Below are 25876 nucleotides of genomic sequence, written 5' to 3' on the forward strand. Positions count from 1 at the left end.
AACCCGCCGCCCCGCCAGCCCCTCGCGACAAAGTGAGGCAGAGCCCCTGCCCTTTTTGCGCCCCGCCGCGGATTGGCGCTTGCGGAAAATGAAGCCAAGGCTATATTTTTGAGCCGCGACAGGATGCAAGGACGGACCGATGCGCACGAGCCTGACCGAAAAGACCCGCACCGGCCTCTCGCAGGTGCTTGCCGGCGAGCGGCACGGGCTGCGCGCGGTGCTGGTGGTGGCGGGGCCGGCGGTGATCGCATCGGTGGCCTATATGGACCCGGGCAATTACGCGACCAACATCCAGGCCGGCGCGGGCTATGGCTATACGCTCCTGTGGGTGGTGCTGCTCGCCAATCTGATCGCGATGCTGTTTCAGGCGCTCTCGGCGCGGCTCGGGATCGTGACCGGCAAGAACCTCGCCGAGCTCAGCCGCGACACCTTCCCCCGCCCGGTGGTGCTCGCGATGTGGGTGGTGAGCGAGATCGCCGCGATGGCGACCGATCTGGCGGAGTTTCTGGGCGGCGCGATCGGGCTGGCGCTTCTCTTCAACATGCCGCTGATCGTCGGCATGGGGGTCACGGCGGTGATCACCTATGCGCTCTTGATGTTTGAAAGCCGCGGGTTCCGGCCGATGGAGCTGGTGATCGGCGCGCTCGTCGGTGTGATCGGGCTTTGTTATCTCGCCGAGGTGCTGATCGCGCCGATCGATTGGGAGGCGGCGGGCTTCGGCCTCGTCACCCCCGCGATGCCCGATGCCGCGGCGCTGACCATCGCGGTGGGCATCATCGGCGCGACCGTGATGCCCCATGCGATCTATCTCCATTCCGGCCTGACCCAGGCGCGCGCGCAGTTTCGCAACGAGGCCGAGCGCGGGCGGATGCTGCATTTCTCCAATATCGAGGTGGTGGTGGCGCTCGCGGTCGCGGGGATGATCAACATGGCGATGGTGATGATGGCGGCCTCGGCCTTCCATGCGGGCCATTCCGAGGTGGCCGAGATCGAGAGCGCCTATCACACGCTCACCCCGCTTCTGGGCGCGGCCGCGGCGGGGGTGTTTCTCGTCTCGCTGATCGCCTCGGGGGTCTCGAGCTCGGTTGTGGGCACGATGGCGGGCCAGATGATCATGCAGGGCTTTCTGCGGGTGTATATCCCGGTCTGGCTGCGCCGCGCGATCACCATGGTGCCGGCTTTCGCGGTGGTGGCGGCGGGGGTCAACGCGACCGATGCGCTGGTGATGAGCCAGGTCGTGCTCTCGATCGCGCTGCCGGTGCCGATGGTGGCGCTGATCGTCTTCACCTCGCGGCGCGACATCATGGGCGCGCATGCCACGCGCCCGCTCACCCGCACCCTCGCGATCGTCGGCGCGGGGGTGGTCCTGAGCCTGAACTTCGTGCTGCTGGCCGAGGCGTTCGGCCTGCCGATCCCCTATCTCAGCTGAGCTTGCGCAGCCGCGCAATAAGCGACGAGGTATCCCAGCGCCCGCCGCCCATCGCCTGCACATCCTTGTAGAACTGATCGACGAGCGCGGTGACCGGCAGCCCCGCGCCGGTTTCCTCGGCGGTGGCGAGGCAGATGCCCAGATCCTTGCGCATCCAGTCGACCGCGAAGCCGAAGGCGAACTCGCCCGCCTCCATCGTCTTGAAGCGGTTGGCCATCTGCCAGCTGCCCGCGGCGCCCTGGCTGATCACCTCGACCACGTCGGAGATCGAGAGCCCCGCCTTCTCGGCGAAATGCAGGCTCTCCGAGAGGCCCTGCACGAGCCCCGCGATCGCGATCTGGTTGCACATCTTGGTGAGCTGGCCCGCGCCGCTCTCGCCCATCCGGCGGCAGATCTTGGCGTAAGCCGCGATCACCGGCTCGGCGGCGGCGTAATCGGCCTGCGAGCCCCCGCACATCACCGAGAGCACGCCGTTTTCCGCCCCCGCCTGGCCGCCCGACACCGGCGCATCGACAAAGCCGAGCCCCGCCGCCGCGGCCGCCGCCGCGAGCTCGCGCGTGACCTGCGCCGAAACCGTGGTGTGATCGACAAAGATCGCGCCCGGTTTCATCCCCGCGAAAGCCCCCTCGGGCCCGGTGCAAACCGCGCGCAGGTCATCGTCATTGCCCACGCAAGCCATCACGAAATCGCAATCGCGCGCCGCATCGGCAGGGGTCGCCGCCCATTCGCCGCCCTTCGCGCGCACCCAATGTTCGGCCTTCGAGACGGTGCGGTTATAGACCGTCACCTGATGGCCCGCCGCGGCCAGATGCCCCGCCATCGGAAAGCCCATCACCCCGAGCCCGAGAAACGCCACTTTCGCCATGCAAGCCTCCGCCAAGCTGTGCCCTCGCGCGCGAAACGCGCGTTGATCATTTGTCTGGCCTGACTTAGTAACGCCCTCGCCCGCGCCGTCAACCAGGCCCGGGCCAAATCACGCGAGGCGCCATGTATCAGCTCTTCCAATGGATGGTCCGGATCGTTTCGGCGGCGCTTCTGGCGCTGCTCGTCGCGGGCTTCTTCATCTGGTATTTCGCGGCGCGCTCGCTGCCCGATTACAACGCGACCTATGAGGTCTCCGGCATCTCGGCGCCCGTCGAGATCGTGCGCTCGACCGAAGACGTGCCCCATATCTTCGGCGCGACCGACCGCGATGTATTCTTCGCGCTGGGTCTGGCCCATGCGCAGGACCGGCTCTGGCAGATGACCATGCTGCGCCGCACCGTGCAGGGCCGCCTCTCCGAGGTGTTCGGCGCCGATACGCTGAAGACCGATGAGCTGATGCGCCGGCTCGATCTGGCGGGCGCGGCGCGCAAATCGCTTGCCGCCCAGGACGCCGATACCCGCGCCGCCCTCGAGGCCTATGCGGCGGGCGTGAACCAATGGATCACGCTGGTGAACGAAGGCGCGCGCGGCCGTGGCGCGCCGGAGTTCTTCCTCTTCGACGCGCCGATCGCCTATTGGACCCCCGAGGATTCGCTTTCGATCCTGAAACTCCTCGCGGTGCAGCTCGAAAGCCAGATCGAGACCGAGGTCCTGCGCGCCCGCGTCTCGATGCTCGGCCAGGATTTCGTGCGCGACATCCTGCCCGACATGCCCGGCCAGGGCACCGCCGCCCTGCCCGATTATGCCGCCCTCTTCCCCGGCACGCCGCGCGCCGCGCGCGTGGCCGAAAGCGCCCCGCCGCCGCTCTCGCCCTTCCCCGGGCGCGATTTCGCCGGCGCCTCGAACGCATTCGCCGCCGCCCCCGGGCGTTCGGCGGCGGGCGGCTCGCTCATGGCCAACGACCCCCATCTCGGCCTCACCGCCCCCTCGATCTGGTATCTCGCCCGCCTCGAGCTCGCCTCGGGAGGCGTGATCGGCGGCACGATCCCGGGGATCCCGCTGGTGCTCACCGGGCGCAACCCGCGCCTTGGCTGGGGCATCACCTCGGCCTATGTCGACGATCTCGACCTGCATATCGAGGCGCTCGACCCCGCGCGCCCGGAGCGCTACCGCACGCCCGAGGGCTGGGCCAGCTTCACCACCCGCCGCGAGATCATCCAGGTGAAAGACGCCGAGCCCGTCACGATCACCCTGCGCTGGACCGAAAACGGCCCCGTGATCCCCGGCGGGCATTTCAACCTCGCCACCATCACGCCGCCCGATCATGTCGTCTCGATGAGCTGGACCGCGCTCGACACCGCCGATACCTCGATGAGCGCAGGGCTCGCGCTGATGCGCGCGGGCTCGGTGGCCGAGGCCGCGGCGGCGGGCGAGCGCTATATCGCGCCCGCGCAAAACCTGATCCTCGCCGATCAGACCGGGGTGGGCATGGTCACCGTCGGCGCGATCCCCGCGCGCGACCCGGGCCATGTCACCCAAGGGCGGATGCCCTCGCCCGGATGGGAGGCGCAAAACCGCTGGCAGGGCCGCGCCCCCTTCGCCAAGAACCCGCGCTTTCTCGACCCGGAGGGCGGGATCGTGATCAACACCAACAACAAGACCGTCGAGCGCCCCTTCCCCGATCATGTCAGCTTCGACTGGGGCGACAGCCAGCGCGTGCAGCGCCTCACCCGGCTGATGGGCGAGCGCGAGGTCCATACCCGCGAGAGCTTCATCGCCGCCCAGCTCGATACCGTGAGCCCCGCCGCGCGCGGGCTCCTGCCGCTCGTCGGCGCCGATCTGTGGTTCACCGCCGCCCCCGCGCCCGAGGGCACGCCCGAGCGGATGCGCCAACGCGCGCTCGAGCTGCTCGCGGCCTGGGACGGCGAGATGAACGAACACCTCCCCGAGCCGCTGATCTACGCGGCCTGGATGCGGGCGCTGCAAAACCGGCTGATCCGCGACGAGCTCGGCCCGCTCGCGAGCGAGTTCAAACACCTCGAGCCGCTCTTCATCGAACGCGTGTTCCGCAACACCGAAGGCGCGGCCCGCTGGTGCGACGTGATGCAATCGGCGCCGGTCGAGAGCTGCACCGATATCGCGCGGATCGCGCTCGACGAGGCGCTGCTTGCGCTCAGCGAAAAATACGGCCCGAAGATCGAGAGCTGGCGCTGGGGCGATGCCCATGAGGCGGTGCATCAACACCAGGTGCTCGGCCGCGCGCGGCTCTTCGGCTGGCTGACGAATATCCGCCAATCGACCTCGGGGGGCGATTTCACGCTGATGCGCGGCATGACCCGCGGCTCGGGCGCGATGCCGTTCGAGAACGTCCATGCGGCGGGCTTCCGCGGCGTCTATGATTTCGCCGACCCCGACAGCTCGGTCTTCATCATCGCAACCGGTCAATCGGGCCACCCGTTCTCGCGCCATTACGACGATCTGGCGGAACTATGGCGCCGCGGCGACTATATCCCGATGTCGCTCGACCCCGAACTCGCCCGCGCCGCCGCCGCCGGCATCACCCGGCTCGAACCCGCCCCCGCGCCCTGAGGCCGAGCCCCCCGGCCGGTCGCCTCCCCCACCCGGCGGAAGCCTCCGGCGGGGATATTTGGAGCAAGATGAAAGAGTAAGAACGTTCTCATTCATCTTGCCGCAAATATCCCGGGGGGTGAGGGCGCCAGCCCGAGGGGGGCGGCGCCCCCCTGCGCGGCGGATCAAAGTGCGCGGAAGCGCGCGCGCTGGCTTGCGGCCCAGTTCACCTCGAGCTGCCAGCCCTCTTCGGTCTCGACCTCGGAGCGCACGACATTTTGCTCATGCAGCCAGGCCCGCGCGCGCCCCTTCTCGAAGGGCAGGATCAGCGCCTCGTCGAAGCGCTCCTCGCCCAGCCGCGTCTCGATCGCGGCGTAGAGCGCCTCGATCCCCTCGCCGGTGAGCGCGGAGACTGCCTGCACCTCCTCGCGCCGCGCGTCTTGCGCCAGAAGCGCCGCGCGCAGGCTCGGCGAGAGCGCGTCGATCTTGTTCCAGACCTCGAGCAGCGCCACATCCTCGGCCACGCCGAGGCTCTCGAGGATCTCGCCGACATCGGCGGCCTGTTCCTCGGTCTCGGGGTGGGCCACGTCGCGCACATGCAAGATCAGATCGGCCTCGAGCACCTCTTCGAGCGTGGCGCGGAAGGCCGCGACGAGTTCATGGGGCAGCTCGGAGATGAAGCCCACCGTATCCGAGAGGATCACTTTGCGCCCGTTGGGCAGCGTGATGCCGCGCATCGTCGGGTCGAGGGTGGCAAAGAGCATGTCCTTCGCCATCACATCGGCGCCAGTCATCCGGTTGAACAGCGTCGATTTCCCCGCGTTCGTATAGCCCACCAGCGCGACGACCGGGAACGGCACCTTGCGACGCGCGGCGCGGTGCAATTCGCGGGTTTTCACGACCTTGGCGAGTTGGCGGCGGATCTTGACCACCTGATCGTCGATCGCGCGGCGGTCGGCCTCGATCTGGGTCTCGCCGGGGCCGCCGACGAAGCCAAGCCCGCCCCTTTGCCGCTCGAGGTGGGTCCAGGCGCGCACCAGCCGCGTGCGCTGATAGGAGAGCGCGGCGAGCTCGACCTGCAGCACCCCCTCGCGGGTGCGGGCGCGATCGGCGAAGATCTCGAGAATGAGCCCGGTGCGGTCAAGGAGCTTGACGCCCCATTCCTTCTCGAGGTTGCGCTGCTGCACCGGGCTGACCGGCCCGTCGACGAGCACGAGATCGACCTCGGCCTCGGCGAGGCGCTCTTTCAGCTCGGCCAGCTTGCCGGTGCCGAAGAGATGGCCGGCATGGGGTTTGGGCAGGCGCACGACCTCGGCCCCCACCACCTCGAGCATCGGCAGCGCAACCGCGAGCGACACCGCCTCGGCGAGGCGGTGTTCGGGCATGCGGCGCGCGTCCTGCGCCTTCAGATCGGGATGCAGCACATAGGCCCGGGTCGGGCGCTCACGCTGAAAGACGGGTTCGGTCACCGCGGCGCCGCTCAGTCCTCGCCCTCATAGAGCGAGATCGGCGCGCCCGGCATGATCGTCGAGATCGCATGTTTGTAGACGAGCTGGCTCTGGCCATCGCGGCGCAGCAACACGCAGAAATTGTCGAACCAGGTGATCACCCCTTGCAGCTTCACCCCGTTGATCAGGAAAATCGTGACCGGCACCTTGGTCTTGCGGACGTGGTTAAGGAACGCGTCCTGCAAATTCTGTTTATCGGCTGCCATTTTTATTATGCCTTTATGTTCTTGAAGCTCCGCGGAGCTCATGTCGCGCGTCTGGGCGGGCGTTTTGCCCGCTCAGAATCAGTATGCGGAAGAAACCGCCAGATTCCAGCCCCAAAAACAGCCCGTTAGCGGGCAAAAGCGGCGCCTTGTGTCAGGCGCGCCATAGTTCGGGGTTGAAGAGCGCGATGATCGCCAGCGTTTCGAGCCGCCCGACCACCATCGCCATCGCCAGGATCGCGCGCGTGGCCTCGCTCAGCTCGGCCCATTGCAAGGGCGTATCGGCGGCGACCGAGGCGAGCGGCCCCGTGTTCGAGAGCGCCGCGATCGAGAGAATCGTCGCCGGCTCGAAGGGCAGCCCGACGAAAGAGACCGCCATCATCACCACCGCGATCGAGAGCGCGAAGAGCATGAAGAAGATCCAGGCGATATAGGCGCCCTCGCGGCGCAGCCGCCGCGCCATGTCGCCGCCGCCCGCGATCGAGGTCGGGTGGATCAGCTTGTCGAGCTCGCGCTCGCCGTGGCGCAAGAGCGCATAGACCCGCAAGAGCCGCACGCCCCCCGCCGTGGTGGCGATGCCGCCCCCGGTGATCGCGAGCCCGGCCAGCACGAGCCCGGGCGTGCCAAGCCCCGACCAGTTGCGCGCATCATCCCAGGTCGAGCCCTCGAAGCCGGTCGTCGTCAGGAAGGAGAGCGAGGTGAACGCGCCCCCCCAGAGCGATTTCACGATCGGCCCGAGCGCGGTGGGCGTCTGCACCTCGAGCGCCGCGATCCAGTGGCGCAAGAACAGCACCACCGGCACCAGCGCCACCAGCGCAGCGGCCAGCCGCAGCTCCGGGTCGTCGATGAGCCGCGCCGAGGCGCGCAGCTCGCCCCCGCCCGGCCAGAGCCTGCGCGAGAGCGCCGGGATCAGGAACAGGAAGATCAGCATCTCGCCCACGATCCCCGAAGGCGCGCCGCCGACCCCGCCCACCGGCGAGATCCCCGAGGTCGAGAGCGTCGACATCGCATGAATGAGCGCGATCAGCGGCGGATCGCCCGCGACAAGCAGCGCCAGCCACAAAAGCGCCGTCAGCCCGAGATAGGCCGGCAGCAGCTTGAGCGTATAATGCACGATCCGCTCGCCGGGCTCCGCGCTGTCCTCGCCCGCCGCCAGAAGCGGCGCCGAGCTCGCCCCGCCCGAGACGAACATCTCGAAGCCGCCAAGCCGCAGGGGCGCGAGCACCGCAATCGCCATCACCAGCATGAAGAACCCGCCCAGCCACGCCACCTCGGCGCGCCACAGATGCAGCGTGGCGGGCAGCCGCTCGGGCGCGTAAAGGCTCGCGCCGGTGGTGGTCAGCGCGGAGACCATCTCCCACCAGCTGTTGAAGAACCCGGTATCGGGCACCGCCTCGTTGAACGGCACCGCGAGCATCACCGGCAAGAGCGTGAAGGTCGCGAGCATGGCGAGGAGCTGGCTGCGGCCCTGCGGCCCGCGCGGGTTGGCGCCGGTGGCGAGCGCGAGCAGCGCGGTCAGCACGCCAAACAGGATCAGCGAATAGAGAAACGGCCGCGCCGCATCATAATCGCGCAGGAAGAACCCGTGCAGCGCCGGGAGGAGCATCGCCACCGCGCCGATCCCCATCTCGATGAGGATCAGCGGCAGCTCCTGGATCTGGCGCCCGATGCGCTGCAACATGCCCCCGCCTCAGAAGAAGTCGATCGAGACTTGCAAGAGCCGCTCGACGACCGGCACATCGGCGGCGAGCGCGAAGATCGCGACGACATCGCCCTCCTCGATCTTGGTATCGCCCGCGGGCTTGATCACCTTCTCGCCCTTCATCACCGCGCCGAGGAGCACGCCCTCGGGGAAATCAATGTCGCGCACCATCTTGCCCGCCATCGGCGAGGTGCCCATCACCTGCGCCTCGATCACCTCCGCCTCGGCGTCGCCAATCGAATAGATCGCGCGCACGCGGCCGAGCCGGATATGGCGCAGGATCGAGGAGACGGTGGTGGCGCGCGGGTTGATATAGGCGTCGATGTCGAGGGGCGCCATCAAGGGCACCAGCGTCGGGTCGTTGACGAGCGAGATCGCCATCTTGCAGCCCGCCTGCTTGGCGCGCACCGCGGCGAGGATATTGGTCTTGTCGTCATCGGTGACGACCAGCACCGCATCGGCGCGCTCGATATTGGCCTCCTCGAGAAGCTCCGCACTCATCCCATCGCCGTTGAGCACGATGGTGCGCTCGAGCGCATCGGCGGCGCGTTCGGCAATCGCGCGGTCCTTCTCGATGATCTTGGCCCGCACCCGGTCCGAGCGCGCCTCGAGCGCCCGCGCGACCCCAAGGCCCACATTGCCGCCGCCGATGATCACGATCCGCTCCTGCTTCTTCGAGGCCTTGCCGAAGATCTCGAGCGTGCGCCCGACATCCTGGCTGTGCGAGAAGACATAGATCTGATCCTCGGCGAAGAGCTGATCGCCCGGCTCGGGCGCGAAGAGCCGCCCGTCGCGGCGCACGCCCACGACCAGCGCGCGGAGCGTCGAGAAGAGCTCGGTGAGCTGGCGCAGGGGGGTGTTGAGCACCGGGCAATCGTCATCGAGCACGATGCCGAGGAGCTGGATCTGGCCCTTGAGGAAACTCTCGGTGTCGAAGGTGGTGGGCGCGGCAAGGCGCTGCAACGCGGCCTCGGCGACCTCGCGCTCGGGCGAGATGATCACATCGATCGGCAGGTGATCGCGGCGGTAAAGGTCGGCATATTGCGGCGCGAGATAGGTCTGGGCGCGGATCCGGGCGATCTTGCGGGTGATGCCGAAGACCGATTGCGCGACCTGACAGGTCACCATGTTGACCTCGTCGGAATGGGTCGCGGCGATGATCAGATCGCAATCGCGCGCGCCGGCACGCTCGAGCACATCGGGATGCGAGGCAAACCCCACCACGCCCTGAACATCGAGCGTATCGGAGGCGCGGCGCACAAGCTCGGGGTTGCTGTCGACGATGGTCACATCGTTGCGCTCGCCCGCAAGATGGCGCGCGATCTGCCAACCGACCTGACCCGCGCCGCAGATGATCACCTTCATATGCTGTCCTTTCGCGCCCTTCGCGGCCCGCGGGCCCAAGGGCTGTTCTATGCGTGCCCGCGCGGGCGGTCAATCGCGCGGCCCCGCGCCCCTGCCCGCCGGCGCCGCGGCCCCGGGCGGCGGATGCCTCCGGCGGGGATATTTGCGGCAAGATGAAACGCAACTTCCGCTTCTTCTTGGCCCAAATACGCAAAATCCGACAGCCGCCCGGGGGCGCGGCTCAGACCTCTTCGTCCTCGTCCTCGAAATGCGCGACGCGCCCGCCGGCCTTGGCCGAGGTCACCACACCGAGCGATTTCAGCTTGCGGTGCAACGCCGAGCGTTCCATGCCGACGAAATTCGCAGTGCGCGAGATATTGCCGCCGAAGCGGTTGATCTGGGTGAGCAGATATTCGCGCTCGAAAAGCTCGCGCGCCTCGCGCAGGGGCAGCGTGGCGAGCTGGCCGCCGAGCACGATCCGCCCCTCCTCGGCGGGCGCGGCCTCGCCGGGCAGCTCGCGCGCCTCGATCGGGCCCTGCCCCTCGCCGAGGATCAGCACCCGCTCGATGACATTGCGCAGCTGGCGGATATTGCCGGGCCATTCCATCGTCTGGAGCGCCGCCGCCGCCTCCTCGGAGATCTCGCGCGCGGGCAGGCCTTGGGTGCGGTTGAAGGCCTCGATGAAATGGCTCGCCAGAAGCGGCACATCCTCGCGCCGCTCGGAAAGCGCGGGCACCGCGATCGGCACCACGTTGAGCCGGTCGAAGAGCTCCTGGCGGAACCGCCCCGCCGCGATCTCGGCCGCCAGATCGCGCGTCGTCGACGAGATCACCCGCAGATCGACCCGCACCTTGTCGGCGCCGCCCACCCGCATGAACTGCTGCTCGGTGAGCACCCGCAGGATCTTCGATTGCGTGCCCGGCGGCATCTCGGCCACCTCGTCGAAATAGATCACCCCGCCATGGGCCTGCTCGAGCAAGCCCTTCTCGATGCCGCGCTCGGGCGTTTCGCGACCAAACAGCACCTCCTCCATCCGCTCGGGCGCGATCGAGGCGGAATTGACGGTGATGAAAGGCGCCGAGGCGCGGCTCGAATGCTGATGGATGAAGCGCGCGGCCGATTCCTTGCCCGAGCCCGGCTCGCCCGTCAGCATCACCCGCCCGTTCGATTTGGTGACCTTCTCGAGCTGGTCCTTGAGCTTGCGGAAGGCCGCGGAGGTGCCGAGCATCTCGCCTTGATGCAGATCGCGCCGGCGCAGGCTCGAATTCTCGCGCCGCAGCCGCGCGGTTTCCATCGCGCGCCCGATCACCACCATCAACTGGTCGATATTGAAGGGTTTTTCGATGAAATCATAGGCGCCCTGCTTGATCGCCGCGACCGCGATCTCGATATTGCCATGGCCCGAAATGATGATGATCGGGATATCGGGGTTGTCGCGCTTGACGGTTTTCAGGATGTCGATCCCGTCCATCCGGCTGTCCTTGAGCCAGATGTCGAGCACCATCAGCGCCGGCGCCTCGGCGTTGATCGCCTCCATGCATTCGTCGGAATTCGCCGCCATCCGCGTCGCGAACCCCTCATCGCCCAGAATATCGGCGATCAGCTCGCGGATGTCCTTTTCGTCGTCAACAATCAGAATATCGCTCATGTGAGATCCCCGGAGGTCTCCGCCCCCCGCTCCTTGATCGCCCGGGCGACCGCGCGCGCGCGCGGCAGCCGGATTTCGGCCAATGCGCCAAAATGCGCGCAGCCCTCGAAGACGGGCGCGTCGAGAAGGCTCAACGTCCCGCCATGTTCCTCAATGATCTTCTTCACGATCGGCAGGCCGAGCCCGGTGCCCTTGGCGCGCGTCGTGACATAGGGCTCGAAGAGCCGCGCGCGCTCGGGCGGCAGGCCGATGCCATTGTCGGCGATGCGGATCAAGACCTGCTCGGGGCTCTCCTCGAGGCTCACCCGCACCTGCGGCACATAGCCCTCAGGCGCGCCCTTTTCATAAAGCGATTCAATGGCTTCGCCGGCGTTCTTGATAAGGTTCGTGACCGCCTGCGAGATCATCGTCGCATCGAGCTCGACGGTGACCGGCCCCGCCGGGATCGTCGCGGCAAGCGTCGCGCCATGCAAGGCGCCCTCTTGCAGCGTCACCGCATCGCGCAGGAGCTGCGCGAGATCATGGTCGCGCCGGTCGGGCTCGGGCATCCGCGCGAACCGCGAAAACTCATCAACAATGCGCCGCAAGTCATTGGTTTGGCGCACGATTACCCCGGTAAGCTGATCGAGCGCCTCGGCCTCCTCCGCGCCCAGACCTTTCGAGAACTTGCGCTTGATCCGCTCGGCCGAGAGCTGGATCGGCGTCAGCGGGTTCTTGATCTCATGGGCGATCCGCCGCGCGACATCGCCCCAGGCCGCGAGCCGCTGCGCCGAAACGAGCTCGGTCACGTCGTCAAAGGCCACCACATAGCCCTCCGGCGCGCCATCATCGCCGCGCCGCACCGCCATCCGCACGAGCAAACTCTCGAGCCGCCCGCCGCGCGAGACCCGCACCTCTTCTTGAACCACCTCGTGAAGACCGTCCTGCAAGCGTTTGAAAAGGCTTTCAAACTCCGGGACAGCCTCGGCGAGCGCCCGGTCGTGGTCACGGCTCCGCTCGAGCTCCAAGAGCCGGATCGCAGAGCGGTTGAGGAAATCGACCTGCCCCTCGGCGTCGAGCCCGATCACCCCCGAAGTGACCGAGGAGAGCACCGAGTCAAAGAGCCGCCGGCGCTCCTCGGTGGCGCGGTGGTTCTCGATCAGCGCGACACGCTGGCCCTTCAGCTGCCGCGTCATGCGGTTGAAGGCCGAGCCCAGCGTCGCGATCTCGTCATCGCCCTCCGCCTCGATCACCTGCGCGTCGAGATCGCCCGCGCCGACCCGCTCGGCCGCCGCCGCCAGCCGCCCGATCGGCCGCGAGAGCCGCTCGGCGAACCACAGCCCCATCCAGACCGCGGCGAGAATCAGGATCAGCGCGAAGCCGATATAGACGAGGCCGAACTCAAAAAGCACCCGCCCGCGCGTCGCCTCGAGCTGTTGATAGAGCCGGACGGTGGCGCGCGTGTCGTCGAGCAGCGACAGGATCTTGCCGTCGACCGAGCGCGAGACATAGAGATAGCGGTCGACGAAGGCCGAGAGCTGGATCAGCGCGCGGAACTCGCTGTTCGGCCAATCCTCGATCAGGACGGTCTCGCCCTTTTGCGCGGCGACGAGCTTTTCAGGCGCGGGTTTTTCAAAGTCAAAGAGATAGGAGCGATCGCCGCGCGCGATGATTTCGCCTGTTCCGTCAATGACATAGGCCTCCTTGAGGCCGCGCTGGATGCCCGCTTGGCCGGCGACAAGAACCTCGCGCAGATCGCCATCCGACATGAAGGTCGCGGCCTGACCGCGCAGGTTGATGAAGCCCGCGAGCGCCTCGGCATCCGCGGTCAGATCGCGGCGGTGCTCGTCCTGATAGGCCTCGGCGGCGGTGAGCGAGGTGCCCACCACCTCGCGCACCCGGTCCGAAAACCAGCCCTCGAGGCCGATATTCACCGTGAGCCCGGCAAACAGCGCGACAAGCACCGTCGGCACCAGCGCGATCCCGGCGAAAACCCCGGTCAGCCGCAGCGTCAGCCGCGAGCCCGAGGCCCGCGCGCGCCGCGCCGCCAGCATCTGCACGACGCGCATCACGATCAGCCCGGCGAGCAGCAGGAAATAGATGAAATCGCCCAGCAGGATCAGCCGCAGCGCGGTCGAATCGGCGCCCTGACCGAACGGGCCGAGCACCGTGAACGTGCCAAGCGCGAGCACCGGCCCGAGCCCGACGAGGCCCAGCGTGGCCGCGTTCTGAAAGCGCCGCTGACGGCGCAAACGAACGAATTGGTCCCACACGGAACGATGTGCAAGCGCGCTCAAGCGACCCCCCAACAACAGGGCGGGTGGCGAATCCGACGGGCAGATTTGCCACAACCCCCTGTTGCGGGTTTACATCAGTTTGCGGCGCCGTGTCACCTGAATATCCAGATCGGTGATCTTCTTGCGCAAGGTATTGCGGTTGATGCCCAGCAAATCGGCACATCTGGCCTGGTTCCCGCCGGTCGCATCGAGCGCGATTTCGATCAGCGGCCCCTCCATTTCCTTCAGGATCCGGTCATAAAGCCCCGGCGCCGGCAGGTTGCCGCCATGCAGGTCGAAATAGCGCCGCAGATGCCGCGCGATCGAGGCGGAGAGCTTCTCCCCCTCGCCGCCCTGACGCAACGGCTCGATCGCCGGCTGGTTGCCGAGCACGAATTCGACCTCGGCGCGGCTGATCTCCTCCTCCGACGAGGTCACCACGAGGCGGCGGATCGTGTTCTCGAGCTGGCGGACGTTGCCCGGCCAGGCATAGGCCCGCACCAGCGCCATCGCATCGGCCGAGAAGCGGCGCGTGCCGAGCCCGTCGCGCTCGGCGCGGGTCAGGAAATGGTCGGAGAGCAGCGGAATATCCTCGACCCGCTCGCGCAGGCTCGGCACCGCAAGCGTGACGCCGCCGAGCCGATAGAAGAGATCCTGGCGGAACTTGCCCGCCTCCATCTGCGCCGAGAGGTCGATCTGGGTGGTGGCCATGATCCGCGGCGCGGGGTCGGGCAGCGCGTCGAGCATCCGCACGATCCGGCCCTGGGTATCGTCGTCGTAATCGCCCACCTCGTCAAAGACGAGCGAGCCGCCCTTGGCCCGCGCCAGAAGGCTCGAAGGGCCGTCCGCGCCCGCGAGATCGGCCGCCTGCGCCACCACGAAAGGCAGCGTCCGCCGGTCGGAGAAATCGTGAATTGCCCGCGCGATCAAGGACTTGCCGGTGCCACTTTCACCAAGGATCAACACCGGCAGATCGGCGTTCATCACCCGCGCGACGAGCCGGTAGAGCGCCTGCATCGAGGTCGTGCGCCCGACGAGCGGCAGATCGCCCCCCTCGGTGCGCGGCTCGATCACCTTCGGCGCCACCTGCGCGCGCCGCTTTTGCTCGAGCGCGCGCGCGGCGCGTTTCATCAGATCGGGCAGATCGAAAGGCTTGGGCAGATAGTCATAAGCCTCCGCCTCGGCCGCCTGAATCGCGGTCATGATCGTGTTTTGCGCCGAGATCACGATCACCGGCAGCCCGGGCCGCTCCTGCGCGATCTTCGGCAGCGCCTCGAGCCCGTTGCCGTCGGGCATCATCACGTCGGAGATCACAAGATCGCCCTTGCCCTCCTCGACCCAGCGCATCAGCGTCATCAGCGACGCCGTCGCATGGACCTTGCAGCCCGCGCGCGTCAGCGCCTGGGTCAGCACGGTGCGGATCGTGCGGTCGTCGTCAGCTACGAGAACGGTGCCGTCCATCGGTCAAGTCTCCTTCGGGGCGACAGGGAGTGAAATGCGGAACACGGTGCGCCCAGGCACAGAATCGAGGCTGATCCAGCCGTCGTGTTCGGAAATGATCTTGGACACCAGCGCGAGGCCGAGGCCGGTGCCGTTTTCGCGCCCCGAAACGAAGGGCTCGAAGATCGAATTGGCGAGATCGGGCGGGATCCCGGGGCCGTCGTCGATCACCTCGATCTGCAAGGGCAGAGCCTGGCCCTTGCCATCGGCGCGCCGCAGCCGCAGCCCGAAATCGTAGAAGGTATGCAGCCGGATCGTGCCCGAGCCCTTGGCCGCCTCGGCGGCGTTCTTGAGCAGATTGAGGAACACCTGAGTGAGCTGATCGGCGTCGCCAAGCGTGTTCGGCAGCGAGGGGTCGTAATCCTCGAGGATCGTCATATGCGCGCCGAAGCCCACCATCGCGGATTTGCGCGCCCGGTCGAGAACGTCATGGATATTGACTGATTTCTTCTCCGGCGGGCGGACATTGCCAAACTGCTCGACCTGTTCGAGCAGCTTCACGATCCGCCGGGTCTCATCGACAATAAGATCTGTCAATTCAAGGTCTTCGCCGGATAAGTTCATGCTCAGGAGCTGCGCCGCCCCGGCGATCCCCGCGAGCGGGTTCTTGATCTCATGGGCCAGCATCTCCGCCATCCCGATCGCCGAACGCGCCGCCGATTTGACCATGCTCGCCCGGCCCAGCCGGTCGGCGATCTCGCGCGGGCTGATCAGCAGAAGCACCGTGCCCGGCTCCTCGCCCACCGGCGCCGCCTGCAGGTTGCACTGCACCGGCGCCTTCTCGCCCGTGGTGACATCGACATCGTTCACAAACAGCGAGGCGCGGTTCTTGCGCACCCGAAAGAAGATCTCCTCCAGCGGCGCGGTGATCGCCAGACGTTCGAGAATAGACTGCCCTTTCAAGGACTTGGCGGACAGATTCAAGAAAAGCTCCGCCGCCGGATTGACCTCGACCATGCGGTCGTTCTCGTCGATCAACAACGCCGGCGTCGGCAGCGAGTTCCAGATGATCCCGGGCGGCGGCAGGTTCATGCGGCAGCCCTCTCGCCAAAGGCCGCCCGGATCAGCGCGAGCACCGCCTCCGGGCTTTGCGCCACCATCATCTCGGCGCGCAAGGGCGCCCCCAGACGGTCGGCATACCAGCCCAGATGCTTGCGCGCGAGCCGCAGCCCGACATCGCCCCCGTAAAACCTCAACATCGCCTCGTAATGCTCTGAAATCAGGTCAGAAAGCTCGTTGCCTCGCGGGATGCGCGGGGCCGGCCCGCCATGCAGCGCATGACCGATCTCCGCCAGAACCCAAGGCGCCCCCTGCGCGCCACGCCCGACCATCACCCCCGCCGCGCCGCTCGCCGCCAAGGCCGCCCGCGCGCTCGCCGCATCGGTGATATCGCCATTGGCCACCACCGGCACCGAAACCGCCTCGACCACCTCGCGGATCGCCGACCAATCGGCCTGGCCCTGATAAAACTGCATCCGCGTGCGGCCATGCACGACAATCATCCTGACCCCGGCGCCCTCGGCCCGGCGCGCCAGATCGGCCGCGTTGCGGCTCTCGTCATCCCAGCCGAGCCGCATCTTCAGCGTCACCGGCACGTCAACCGCCGCCGTCACCGCCTCGATCAGCCGCAACGCATGGTCCGGGTCGCGCATCAGCGCCGCGCCCGAGGCCCCGCCGGTGACCTTTTTCGCCGGGCAGCCCATGTTGATATCGATGATCCGCGCGCCCATGTCGGCGACCATTTTCGCCGCCTCCGCCATCGGCCGCGCCTCGCGCCCGGCAAGCTGCACCGAAGACGGCAGATCGAGCCCGAGCTCGCTGCGCGCCTTGGCCCGCACCGAAGGCTTGGCCGTCAGCATCTCGCCCGAAGCGACCATCTCCGACACCACGAGCCCCGCGCCAAACCGCGCCACCATCCGCCGGAACGGCAGATCGGTGATCCCCGCCATCGGCGCAAGCAGCACCGGCGGATCGAGGCGATGATCGTCGAGATGAATGGTCACGCAGGCTACCTTGGGTTGATGTGTCTTCTCGCTAACGGTTTCGCGGGGGAATCACAATTCCGGCCGCGCGAAAACGGCGGCAAAAATCAGCATCAGCCTAATATTTCAGCATGCAAGCCCTGTTAGCGCGCCAAACTGCGACCGAAAGGCGCGGATTGCATGGGATGCGCGCATGACCTAAGCCTGTAGCCCAAGGCTTGAGCAGCGAGGAGTCGGGGATGACGGTGGCAGTGGTGATCGTGGCCGCGGGGCGCGGCACGCGCGCGGGCACGGCCGAGCCCAAACAATGGTGCGATCTGGCGGGCCTGCCGGTGCTCGCTCGGACCGTCGCGGCCTTTCGCGGGCTGGGGCGGATCGTGGTCGTGCTGCACCCCGAGGATATGGCGCGCGGCGCGGCGTTGCTCGGCGGCTCGGCGACCCTGGTCGCGGGCGGGGAAAGCCGCTCGGAGAGCGTGAAGAACGCGCTCGAAGCCCTTGAGGGCATGGATATTTCCAAGGTTCTGATCCATGACGGTGCGCGCCCGCTGGTGCCCGCCGAGGTGACCCGGCGCGTGCTTGAGGCGCTCGACCGGGGCCCCGCCGCGGCGCCGGCACTGCCGGTCTCGGATGCGCTTTGGCGCGGCGCCGAAGGGCGCGTTGCGGGCCCCCAATCGCGCGAGGGCCTGTGGCGCGCGCAAACCCCGCAGGGCTTCCGCTTCGACGCGATCCTCGCCGCGCATCGCGCCCATCCGGGCGGCGCGGCCGATGATGTGGAGGTCGCGCGTGCCGCAGGCCTCGCGGTGGACATCGTCGCGGGCTCGGAGGACAATCTGAAAATCACTTATCCCGAGGATTTCGCCCGCGCCGAGGCGATCTTGCGGGCCAGAAAGGAGCGCGCGATGGATGTGCGGCTGGGCAATGGCTATGATGTGCATGCGTTCTGCGAGGGCGACCATGTCGTGCTCTGCGGGGTAAAAGTCCCGCATTCCAAGGGGTTGCTGGGCCATTCTGATGCAGATGTCGGGATGCATGCGCTCACCGATGCGATCTATGGCGCGCTGGCCGAGGGCGATATCGGCCGCCATTTCCCGCCCTCCGACCCGCAATGGAAGGGCGCGGCGAGCTGGATCTTCCTCGATCACGCGGTGAAACTCGCCGCGGCCAAGGGCTACCGGATCTCGAACTGCGATGTCACGCTGATCTGCGAGCGCCCGAAGATCGGCCCGCATGCCCTTGAAATGGCGGCAGAACTTGCCCGCATCATGGGGCTCGAGGCGGGCCGGATCTCGGTCAAGGCCACCACCTCGGAGCGGCTTGGCTTCACCGGCCGCGAGGAAGGCATCGCCGCCATCGCCACCGCCACGCTGATCGGAGAGTAACATGCGCGCGATCACCACCTTCGGCTTTGTCGGCCTGATGCGCCCGGCGCCGGGCACCTGGGGCTCGCTCGTGGCGGTGCTCCTTGGCTGGGCGATCGAGCATTTCTGGGGCGCCTGGCCGCTCGCGGTGGCCACCGTCGCGGTCACCGCGCTCGGCTTTTGGGCGGTGGGGGTCGAGCTGCGCGGCCGCCCCGGCGAAGACCCGTCCGAGATCGTCATCGACGAGGTCGCGGGGATGTGGCTCGCGCTGCTGTTCCCGGCCTTCGGCTTCTGGATGCGCGATGTGCCGATGGTCTGGCCCGGCCCGTTCGCGGCCTTTTTGCTGTTTCGCCTCTTCGACATCTGGAAACCTTGGCTCGTCGGCCGCGCGGATCGGCGCGGCGATGCGCCGGGCGTGATGCTCGACGACCTCTGGGCGGGCCTCTTCGCCGGGATCGGAACGCTCATTCTTGCAGGGCTTTACCACGGGTTCTTCATGTAATGTCTGAAGTTCGGATCCTAGCCGCCGCCCGCGCCCAAGGCGCCCGCATCGCCACCGCGGAGAGCTGCACCGGCGGGCTCGTCGCCGCCGCGCTGACCGAGATCCCGGGCGCCTCCGATGTCTTCGAGCGCGGCTTCGTCACCTATTCCAACGCCGCCAAGGAGGCGATGCTCGGCGTCTCGGCCGCGACGCTTGCCGCCCATGGCGCGGTCTCCGAGCCCGTCGCGCGCGAGATGGCCGAGGGCGCGCTCGCCCGGTCGCTCGCCGATCTCGCGGTCTCGATCACCGGCATCGCCGGCCCCGGCGGGTCGGAGTTCAAACCCGAAGGCCGGGTCTGTTTCGGCCTCGCCCGCAAGGGCGCGCCGACGCGGGTCGAGACGGTGGAGTTCGGCGCGCTTGGCCGCTCCGCGGTGCGCGCCGCGGCGCGCGATCATGCGCTCGGGCTGTTGGAAGCGGCGTTGGGCGCTTCGGAAGGCGCCTAATTTTCACCCCGCGCGCCAGAATATCGCCCAAACAAACGGCACTCCTCGAACTGCCGTCGATTTAAGCGCCCAATCCGCGCATCTGCCGATTTTCCGAACGCCCAATTCATGCGCCTTGCCTGCGCAATAGGCAAATCGGAGGGATTCGGGGATGAACGGGGCGGATACCGCCTGGATCATGGTGGCGCTGGTGCTGTTCATGACGCTGCCGGGGCTGGCGCTGTTCTATGGGGGGCTGGTGCGGGCGCGCAACGTGCTCTCGGTCTTCATGCAATGTTTCGGCATCGCGGCGCTGATGAGCGTTCTGTGGCTGCTTCTGGGCTATTCGATCGCCTTTGGCGGGGCGAACGGCGTCTGGGGCGGGCTCGGGCGGGTCGCGCTCCTCGGCGTCGGGCCCGAGACGCTGCGCGGCACCCTCCCCGTGATCGCGTTTTTCGCCTTCCAGATGACCTTCGCGGTGATCACCCCGGCGCTGATCCTCGGCGCCTTTGTCGAGCGGGTGAATTTCGCCTTCGTGATGACCTTCTCGGGGCTGTGGATGCTCGCCGTCTATGCGCCGGTCACGCATTGGATCTGGGGCGGCGGGCTGATGGCCGATGGCGGGATCTGGGGCGCGACCGGCACGCGCGATTTCGCCGGCGGCATCGTCGTGCATGAGACCGCGGCGCTCGCGGCGCTGCTTCTGGCGGTGATGATCGGGCCGCGGCGCCACCGCACCACGCCGCCGCACAGCCCCGGCATGGTGGCGATGGGCGCGGGCATGCTCTGGGTCGGCTGGTTTGGCTTCAACGGCGGCTCGCAGCTCGCGGCCGATGGCGGCGCGGCGATGGCGATCACGGTCACGCATCTCTCCGCCGCCGCCGCGAGCCTGAGCTGGGCCGCCTGGGAGCGGATCAAATTCGGCCGCAGCTCGCTCGTCGGCATCGTCACCGGCACGCTCGCGGGGATCTTGTGCCAGGAGGCGGTGGTGCTGATCCGCGAGCGGATCGGCGTCGATGACACGCGCGATGTCTTCGCCGTCCATGGTGTCGGCGGGATCTTCGGCACGGTGATGATCGCGGTCTTCGGCCACGGCACCTGGGTCGCGCAGCTCGGCGCGCTGGCGGTGGTCGGGGTCTATACGCTCGCGGTGAGCTGGCTCCTCGCGAAGGCCGTGGCGCTCGTCTTGCCGATGCGGGTCGACCGCGAGGCCGAGACGAACGGGCTCGATCTCTCCACCCATGGCGAGCGCGCCTATGACATGAACTCCTGACCGCAACCGGTTGATAGGAAAGAAAAAGGCCGCCCCCCTGGGGCGGCCTTTCGCGCTCAGGCCATCTGCGGGAAATCCGCGACCGAAAGCGCCGTGATGCCCTGCAAGATCACATAGACCCGCCCGGCCTCATCGACGATCTCGAGATCGGTGCCGCTCGCGGCGAGCTGCGTCGACCAGATCCCGCTCGCATCCCCCCCGGCATATTGCACCGAGAGCTCATCCACCCCCGGCTCGAAATCGGTGATCAGAACCGGCTCGGTCCCCTCGCCATATTCGACCACGATCAGATCTGCGCCCGAGCCCCCCGCGACGGTATCGGCGTTCGAGGCGGTGATCGTATCATTGCCCGAGCCGCCCTCGATCACCGCCGCATCATCGGCCGCAAAATCGGAGAGATGCGCGGGGTTCTGGATCATCCCGTCATCGAGAAAATCGCCGCCCGCCCCGCCCGAAAGCGTATCCGCGCCGGAGGTGCCGATCAGCGTATCGCCGCCGCCAAGCCCCGAGAGAAGATCATCGCCCGCGGTATCGACGAGCGTATCCGAAAGCGCGGTGCCGGTGATCTCATGGACCGTCGCGCGCGTGAAGAGCGCCGCCGGATCGGTGCCCGCGAGCCCGGTGAAAAACCCGATCTCCGCGCCGTCGAGCGTCACCACGAGCGCGCCCGTATCGGTGTCATAGCCGCCGATCACATGATCGGCCGGGTCGCTGCCATCGGCGAGCTGCAAAAGATCGGTGCCCACCACGAAATCGGCCACGGTCGGGAACCCCTGGTTCTCCCAGAGCCCGAGCTCGAGCACATCGGCGGCCGATCCGCCCTCCTCGTCGAGCCAGATCGTCGCGGTGCCGCTCGCGATCACCGTATCGGCGCCCGCCCCCGCCCAGACCGCAACGTCATCGGCCTGGCCGACCGAGATCAGATCATCACCATCCTCGCCGCGGATCACCCCCACGCCGCCCGCCGCCGTGATCACATCATCGCCGCCGCCCGCGTTCACGGTATCCTCCGCCATCGCGCCGAGCGTGATCCTATCCGCCCCCGGCCCGCCGCCGATATAATCGGCCTCCGCGTCGTCCGAGAGGATCAGATCATCGCCGTCGCCGCCCAGAAGCGTGTCGAGCCCGTCAAAATCGCGGATCGTATCGGCGCCGTCATCGCCCGAAACCTGATCGTTGCCGGCATTGCCGTTGAGCAGATCGCGCTCAGACCCGCCGATCAGCGTATCGCGGCCCGCGCCGCCCGCAAGCGTATCATCGCCCGCCCCGCCGGTGATCGCATCCCAGCCATCGCCCCCCGCAAGCAGATCAGCCCCGCCAAGCCCGGTCAGCGTATCGGCCCCATCGCCGCCCTCGAGCGTATCGGCGCCCTGGCTGCCGAGCAGATCCTGCCCCGCCTCGGGCGCGGGCTCCCCCGGCTCGTCCTCGTCCTCGTCTTCGTCAAACGCCTCCACCGCAAAGCCGATCCCGACAATCGCCGGCAGAAACGCCAAAACCATAAGCCCTAGATACTTGATGCAGCCCCCCCAGGCTGACGGCCCAAACGGCCAGCCTGAAGATACCACGGATCACGAAATCGTTAACCTTGATTTCGCCAGATTTCAGCGGGTTACGACAGTCGGCGCTAGGCGCGCGCGAAACAATCCGCGCCATGGCGCGCGATTGTTTCCGCTCAGGCCTTGCCGTAAAGCGCCACCGCCCGGTCCTCGAAAGCGCGCACGATTCGCCGCATCGCCTCGTCGAAGACCACCCCGATCACCTTTTGCAAGATCGCGTTGCGGAACTCGAAATCGACGAAAAACTCGACATCGCAGCCGCCCTCCGCGCGATCGGCGAATTGCCACCAGCTGCGCAGATATTTGAACGGCCCGTCGAGATAGTCGACCTCGACCCGGTGCCGCCCGGGGTAGAGCGCCGCGCGCGAGCCAAACCGCTCGCGAAACACTTTGAACGAGATCACCAGATCCGCCTCGAGCACCTCGGAGCCCGGCTCCGGGCCCGGGCGGCGCGTGCGCACCCGCGCGGCCGAGTTCCAGGGCAGAAACTCCGGGTAGCGCGCCACATCCGACACGAGATCATACATCTGCTGCGCAGAATACGGCATCACACGCTTTTCGGAATGTGTCGGCATCGCTCGTCCCCGGTTCCTTCCCGCCCCTTGTTGCGATAAACCGGGGGCGGGTTCAAGGCCCGGAACCGCCGGGCAGCCAAGGAGAAACGGATGTCGCAGCCCCCCTATGTCATCGAGCAGATGATCTCGGCCAAACAGATCGCCGCGCGGGTCGAGGCCCTCGGGCGGGAGATCTCGGAGAGCTTCCGCGGCACCGACAAGCTCGTGGTGATCGGGCTTCTGCGCGGCTCGTTCCTGTTCATCGCCGATCTGATCCGCGAGATCGACCTGCCCTGCGAGGTCGATTTCCTCGAGGCCTCGAGCTATGGCAATGAAACGACCTCGAGCCGGGAGGTTCGCATTCTCAAGGACTTGCGCGGCAATATTGGCGGGCGCGATGTGCTGGTCGTCGAGGATATCGTCGATACCGGGCACACGATCTCGAAGGTGATGGAGCTCTTGCGCGCGCGCGGGCCCCGGCGGATCGAATGTTGCGCGATGCTCGACAAACCCTCGCGCCGCGAGGTCGATGTGCGCGCCACCTGGACGGGCTTCGAGATCCCCGACAAATTCGTGGTGGGCTACGGGCTCGATTTCGCGCAAAACCACCGCAACCTGCCGTTCATCGGCACGGTGCGCTTCACCGATGAGAGCGGCGCATGAACCTGATGTGGCTGGTGCGGATGGCGCGCTGGGTGCGCCACCCGCCCTCGATGCGCCAGCTTTACATCGTGCTGACCGTGGTCGCGGTGGTGGTGGTGATCGTGACGCTCGACTGGGCGGGGCTCTGGCCCGATTGGGCGCAGATGGAGCGCCCGCGCGGCACGCTCTCGGTGCCGCATCTGAAATGAACAGGGCGCCGCGCGGCGCCCCATTACGTTAAGAACGGCCCCGAAACCCCTGCCCCGGAACGATTATTCCCCCTCGCCGCCGAGATAGGGCGAGAGCTGTTCCTCGATCACCTTCTCAGTGATCGGCCCGGCAAAGCGCAACACGATCTTGCCCTCGCCATCGACAACGAAAGTCTCCGGCACGCCATAGACCCCCCAGTCGAGCGCCATCCGCCCCTCGCGATCGGTGCCGATCTTGGCATAGGGGTTGCCGAGCTCGGCCAGAAAGCCCGCGGCTTTCTCCGGGTCGTCCTTGTAATTGACGCCGAGCACCGTCACGCCATCCCGCGCGAGCGCCTCGAGGTTCGGGTGCTCGACCCGGCACGGCGCGCACCACGAGGCCCAGAAATTCACCAGCTTCATCTGCCCGTCGGCCAGATCGGCCTGGGTAAAGACCGGCGCGCCCTCCAGCGAGCCGAGCTGCACCGCCGGCGCAGGCTTGCCCGCCAGCGCCGTCGGCAGCTGGCTCGGATCCTCGCGGTTCATCCCCCAAACAAACATCCCCGCCAGCGCCGCAAACAGCGCCGGAGGCAGGAACATCAACGGCTTAGCCATGGTTCTTCATCCGTTTTTCCTGCGCCTCGAGCGCGCGTTTCACCTTCGCCCCGCGCCACAGCGACACCGCCACCAGCCCCGCGAGCAACACCACCGTCGCCCCATAGGAGCCCAGCACCGTGACCGCATATTTCCCCAGTTCCGGCATCATGCCATCCGCTCCCTCTGCTCAAGCGCCTTGAGCCGGCGCGCCCGGATCTCGGTGCGGGTGCGCAACAGCACCAGCGCCACGAAGAACAGCACAAACCCCGCGATACAGATCAGCAGCGGGAACCAGTAGACATCGGAGATATTCTCCTTCTCGTCGAGCGAGAGCGTCGCGCCCTGATGCAGGCCCTGGTTCCAGAAATTGACCGCATAGCGGCTCAACAGCGCGAAAACCGAGCCCACGAGGCACAGGACCCCGGTCAGATCGGCCGCCGTATCGGGGTTGTCGATCGCCCCCCAGAGCGCCATGTAGCCCAGATAGAACAGGAACAGGATCAGAAACGAGGTCAGCCGCGGATCCCATTCCCACCAGGTCCCCCACATCGGCTGGCCCCAGATCGCCCCGGTGATCAGCGCGATCAGCGTCATCACCGCCCCGATCGGCGCCGCGGCCTTGGCGGCCAGCGCCGAGACATGGTGGCGCCGGATGATCCAGATCAGCGAGGTGACGAGCATCATCGCCCAGATGTTGATCGCCATCATCGCGGACGGCACATGGACATAGATCACCTTGACGGTGGAGCCGAAATTCGTGGCCTCGGGCGTGAAGAAAAAGCCCCAGACAAGCCCGGTGACGATGCAAACCCCCGCCAGCCCCGCCGCCCAGGGCAGAACATAGCTCGAGGTCTTCATGAATTTCACCGGGTTGGCGTATTCCCAAATCGACATCTGCCGGATTTCCCTGTTCGTTCGCGCTTCTGCCTAAGGCCTTTGCCACGTTTTGCAACGCGACCATTTGACGAGGGTCAAACTCACCGCAAATTGACCCGGATCGCGGCCGCCGAGGCGAAAGGCACCACCGCAACCACCGCCGCAGTGATCCCCGCGAGCATCAGAAGCGGCACCTCCACCGCCATCCCGCTCGCGCCGCGCTTGATCAGCTCCGCCCCGAAGATCAGCGTCGGCACATAGAGCGGCAACACGAGGAGCGAGAGCAAGAGCCCCCCGCGCTTGAGCCCGACGGTGAGCGCCGCGCCGAAGGTGCCGAGCACCGAAAGCGCCGGCGTGCCGAGCAAGAGCGAAATCACCAGCCACAGATAGGCCGGCCCCGGCAGATGCAAGAGCACCCCGAACACCGGCGCCGCAAGGATCAGCGGCAGCCCGGTCGTGAGCCAATGCGCCAGCGCCTTCATCGACACCACCGCCTCGAGCGGGATCGGCGCCGTGGCCAGCAGATCGAGCGAGCCATCCTCGAAATCGAGCGCGAAAATCCGGTCGAGCGAGAGCAGACAGGCCAGAAGCGCCCCGATCCACAAGATCCCCGCCGCGATCCGCGCCAAGCCCCCGCCCTCCGGCCCGACCCCGAACGGCACCAGCGTCACCACGATCAGAAAGAACGCAAGCCCGAGGCCAAATCCGCCCCCCGCCCGCACCGCGAGCCGCAAATCGCGCAGCAAAACCGCAATCATGCCCGGCCTCCCGTCTCGGCCCGGCCGCGGATGCCTCCGGCGGGGATATTTATGGCAAGATGAAAGTCGGACATCCTTCGCTTTTCATCTTGCTCCAAATATCCCCCG

24 protein-coding genes are annotated in these 25876 nt (G+C 67.4%); 8 read left to right on the forward strand and 16 right to left on the reverse strand.

Annotated features, from left to right (window positions below):
* Positions 1 to 139: 139 nt before the first annotated feature.
* Positions 140 to 1429, forward strand: a complete 1290-nt coding sequence (locus tag LPB142_RS09490) for an Nramp family divalent metal transporter (RefSeq protein ID WP_071166224.1) — start codon at positions 140 to 142, stop codon at positions 1427 to 1429.
* On the opposite strand, the gene LPB142_RS09495 is transcribed toward LPB142_RS09490, so the two are convergent.
* A complete protein-coding gene (locus LPB142_RS09495; protein WP_071166225.1) occupies positions 1422 to 2294 on the reverse strand; it encodes an NAD(P)-dependent oxidoreductase in 873 nt (290 codons plus the stop codon). The genes LPB142_RS09490 and LPB142_RS09495 overlap by 8 nt on opposite strands.
* 122 nt (positions 2295 to 2416) lie before the next feature.
* On the opposite strand from LPB142_RS09495, the gene LPB142_RS09500 reads away from it, so the two are divergent.
* Positions 2417 to 4882, forward strand: coding sequence for a penicillin acylase family protein (locus LPB142_RS09500; RefSeq protein ID WP_071166226.1), 2466 nt, complete (start codon positions 2417 to 2419; stop codon positions 4880 to 4882).
* 164 nt (positions 4883 to 5046) lie between these two features.
* Here the strand turns inward: LPB142_RS09500 and hflX are convergent, their stop codons facing one another.
* From hflX to dusB, 9 genes are all read right to left on the reverse strand, one after another.
* Positions 5047 to 6330 carry a GTPase HflX gene (hflX, locus tag LPB142_RS09505; RefSeq protein ID WP_068766903.1) on the reverse strand — a complete coding sequence of 428 codons (1284 nt, stop codon included), beginning with the start codon at positions 6328 to 6330 and terminating at the stop codon, positions 5047 to 5049.
* Positions 6331 to 6341: 11 nt separating this feature from the next.
* Positions 6342 to 6575 (reverse strand): RNA chaperone Hfq, encoded by a 234-nt coding sequence (gene hfq / locus LPB142_RS09510; protein WP_068766904.1) that lies wholly within the window; start codon positions 6573 to 6575, stop codon positions 6342 to 6344.
* A gap of 151 nt (positions 6576 to 6726) precedes the next feature.
* On the reverse strand, positions 6727 to 8253 hold the full coding sequence (locus LPB142_RS09515) for a potassium transporter TrkG (protein WP_071166227.1): 1527 nt from the start codon (positions 8251 to 8253) through the stop codon (positions 6727 to 6729).
* 9 nt (positions 8254 to 8262) lie between these two features.
* Positions 8263 to 9639: a Trk system potassium transporter TrkA gene (gene trkA, locus LPB142_RS09520; RefSeq protein ID WP_068766906.1), complete on the reverse strand. Its 1377-nt coding sequence runs from the start codon at positions 9637 to 9639 to the stop codon at positions 8263 to 8265.
* A 220-nt stretch (positions 9640 to 9859) separates the two neighbouring features.
* A complete protein-coding gene (gene ntrX, locus LPB142_RS09525) occupies positions 9860 to 11266 on the reverse strand; it encodes a nitrogen assimilation response regulator NtrX (RefSeq protein WP_068766907.1) in 1407 nt (468 codons plus the stop codon).
* Positions 11263 to 13542, reverse strand: a complete 2280-nt coding sequence (locus LPB142_RS09530; protein ID WP_071166228.1) for a sensor histidine kinase NtrY-like — start codon at positions 13540 to 13542, stop codon at positions 11263 to 11265. The genes ntrX and LPB142_RS09530 overlap by 4 nt, the downstream gene beginning before the upstream one ends.
* Before the next feature lie 69 nt (positions 13543 to 13611).
* The gene (locus LPB142_RS09535; protein WP_068766909.1) at positions 13612 to 14982 is read right to left on the reverse strand and encodes a response regulator; all 1371 of its coding nucleotides are present in this window, start codon (positions 14980 to 14982) and stop codon (positions 13612 to 13614) included.
* Positions 14983 to 14985: 3 nt separating this feature from the next.
* On the reverse strand, positions 14986 to 16053 hold the full coding sequence (locus tag LPB142_RS09540) for a two-component system sensor histidine kinase NtrB (RefSeq protein ID WP_068766910.1): 1068 nt from the start codon (positions 16051 to 16053) through the stop codon (positions 14986 to 14988).
* A complete protein-coding gene (gene dusB, locus LPB142_RS09545; RefSeq protein ID WP_068766911.1) occupies positions 16050 to 17024 on the reverse strand; it encodes a tRNA dihydrouridine synthase DusB in 975 nt (324 codons plus the stop codon). The genes LPB142_RS09540 and dusB overlap by 4 nt, the downstream gene beginning before the upstream one ends.
* A gap of 218 nt (positions 17025 to 17242) precedes the next feature.
* Here dusB and LPB142_RS09550 point away from each other — a divergent pair, with 218 nt between their 5' ends.
* The 4 genes from LPB142_RS09550 to LPB142_RS09565 all read left to right on the forward strand — a co-directional run bounded on the left by LPB142_RS09550 (position 17243) and on the right by LPB142_RS09565 (position 20597).
* Positions 17243 to 18382 carry a bifunctional 2-C-methyl-D-erythritol 4-phosphate cytidylyltransferase/2-C-methyl-D-erythritol 2,4-cyclodiphosphate synthase gene (locus LPB142_RS09550; RefSeq protein ID WP_071166229.1) on the forward strand — a complete coding sequence of 380 codons (1140 nt, stop codon included), beginning with the start codon at positions 17243 to 17245 and terminating at the stop codon, positions 18380 to 18382.
* Position 18383: 1 nt separating this feature from the next.
* The gene (locus LPB142_RS09555) at positions 18384 to 18863 is read left to right on the forward strand and encodes a phosphatidylglycerophosphatase A family protein (RefSeq protein ID WP_071166230.1); all 480 of its coding nucleotides are present in this window, start codon (positions 18384 to 18386) and stop codon (positions 18861 to 18863) included.
* Complete coding sequence (locus tag LPB142_RS09560) at positions 18863 to 19345, forward strand: CinA family protein (RefSeq protein WP_071166231.1); 483 nt, start codon at positions 18863 to 18865, stop codon at positions 19343 to 19345. Before LPB142_RS09555 ends, LPB142_RS09560 begins: the two co-directional genes overlap by 1 nt.
* 151 nt (positions 19346 to 19496) lie before the next feature.
* Positions 19497 to 20597, forward strand: a complete 1101-nt coding sequence (locus LPB142_RS09565; RefSeq protein ID WP_071166232.1) for an ammonium transporter — start codon at positions 19497 to 19499, stop codon at positions 20595 to 20597.
* 56 nt (positions 20598 to 20653) lie between these two features.
* Here LPB142_RS09565 and LPB142_RS09570 read toward each other — a convergent pair whose 3' ends face one another.
* Complete coding sequence (locus LPB142_RS09570; protein ID WP_198037821.1) at positions 20654 to 22090, reverse strand: calcium-binding protein; 1437 nt, start codon at positions 22088 to 22090, stop codon at positions 20654 to 20656.
* 179 nt (positions 22091 to 22269) lie between these two features.
* A complete protein-coding gene (locus tag LPB142_RS09575) occupies positions 22270 to 22728 on the reverse strand; it encodes a type II toxin-antitoxin system RatA family toxin (protein ID WP_068766917.1) in 459 nt (152 codons plus the stop codon).
* Between the two features lie 90 nt (positions 22729 to 22818).
* On the opposite strand from LPB142_RS09575, the gene hpt reads away from it, so the two are divergent.
* A complete protein-coding gene (gene hpt / locus LPB142_RS09580; RefSeq protein WP_068766918.1) occupies positions 22819 to 23370 on the forward strand; it encodes a hypoxanthine phosphoribosyltransferase in 552 nt (183 codons plus the stop codon).
* The gene (locus LPB142_RS09585) at positions 23367 to 23558 is read left to right on the forward strand and encodes a hypothetical protein (protein WP_068766919.1); all 192 of its coding nucleotides are present in this window, start codon (positions 23367 to 23369) and stop codon (positions 23556 to 23558) included. Before hpt ends, LPB142_RS09585 begins: the two co-directional genes overlap by 4 nt.
* Positions 23559 to 23621: 63 nt before the next feature.
* Here the strand turns inward: LPB142_RS09585 and LPB142_RS09590 are convergent, their stop codons facing one another.
* The 4 genes from LPB142_RS09590 to ccmB form a co-directional block, all read right to left on the reverse strand.
* Positions 23622 to 24152 (reverse strand): DsbE family thiol:disulfide interchange protein, encoded by a 531-nt coding sequence (locus LPB142_RS09590; protein ID WP_156894356.1) that lies wholly within the window; start codon positions 24150 to 24152, stop codon positions 23622 to 23624.
* Positions 24145 to 24303, reverse strand: coding sequence for a heme exporter protein CcmD (gene ccmD, locus LPB142_RS09595; protein ID WP_083392650.1), 159 nt, complete (start codon positions 24301 to 24303; stop codon positions 24145 to 24147). Before ccmD ends, LPB142_RS09590 begins: the two co-directional genes overlap by 8 nt.
* Positions 24300 to 25028, reverse strand: a complete 729-nt coding sequence (locus LPB142_RS09600; RefSeq protein ID WP_068766921.1) for a heme ABC transporter permease — start codon at positions 25026 to 25028, stop codon at positions 24300 to 24302. Before LPB142_RS09600 ends, ccmD begins: the two co-directional genes overlap by 4 nt.
* Before the next feature lie 83 nt (positions 25029 to 25111).
* Entirely contained in the window at positions 25112 to 25768 is a 657-nt protein-coding gene (ccmB, locus tag LPB142_RS09605; protein WP_068766922.1) for a heme exporter protein CcmB, read from the reverse strand.
* Positions 25769 to 25876 lie beyond the last annotated feature (108 nt).

It is taken from the genome of Rhodobacter xanthinilyticus, assembly GCF_001856665.1.
Classification (GTDB): domain Bacteria; phylum Pseudomonadota; class Alphaproteobacteria; order Rhodobacterales; family Rhodobacteraceae; genus Rhodobacter; species Rhodobacter xanthinilyticus.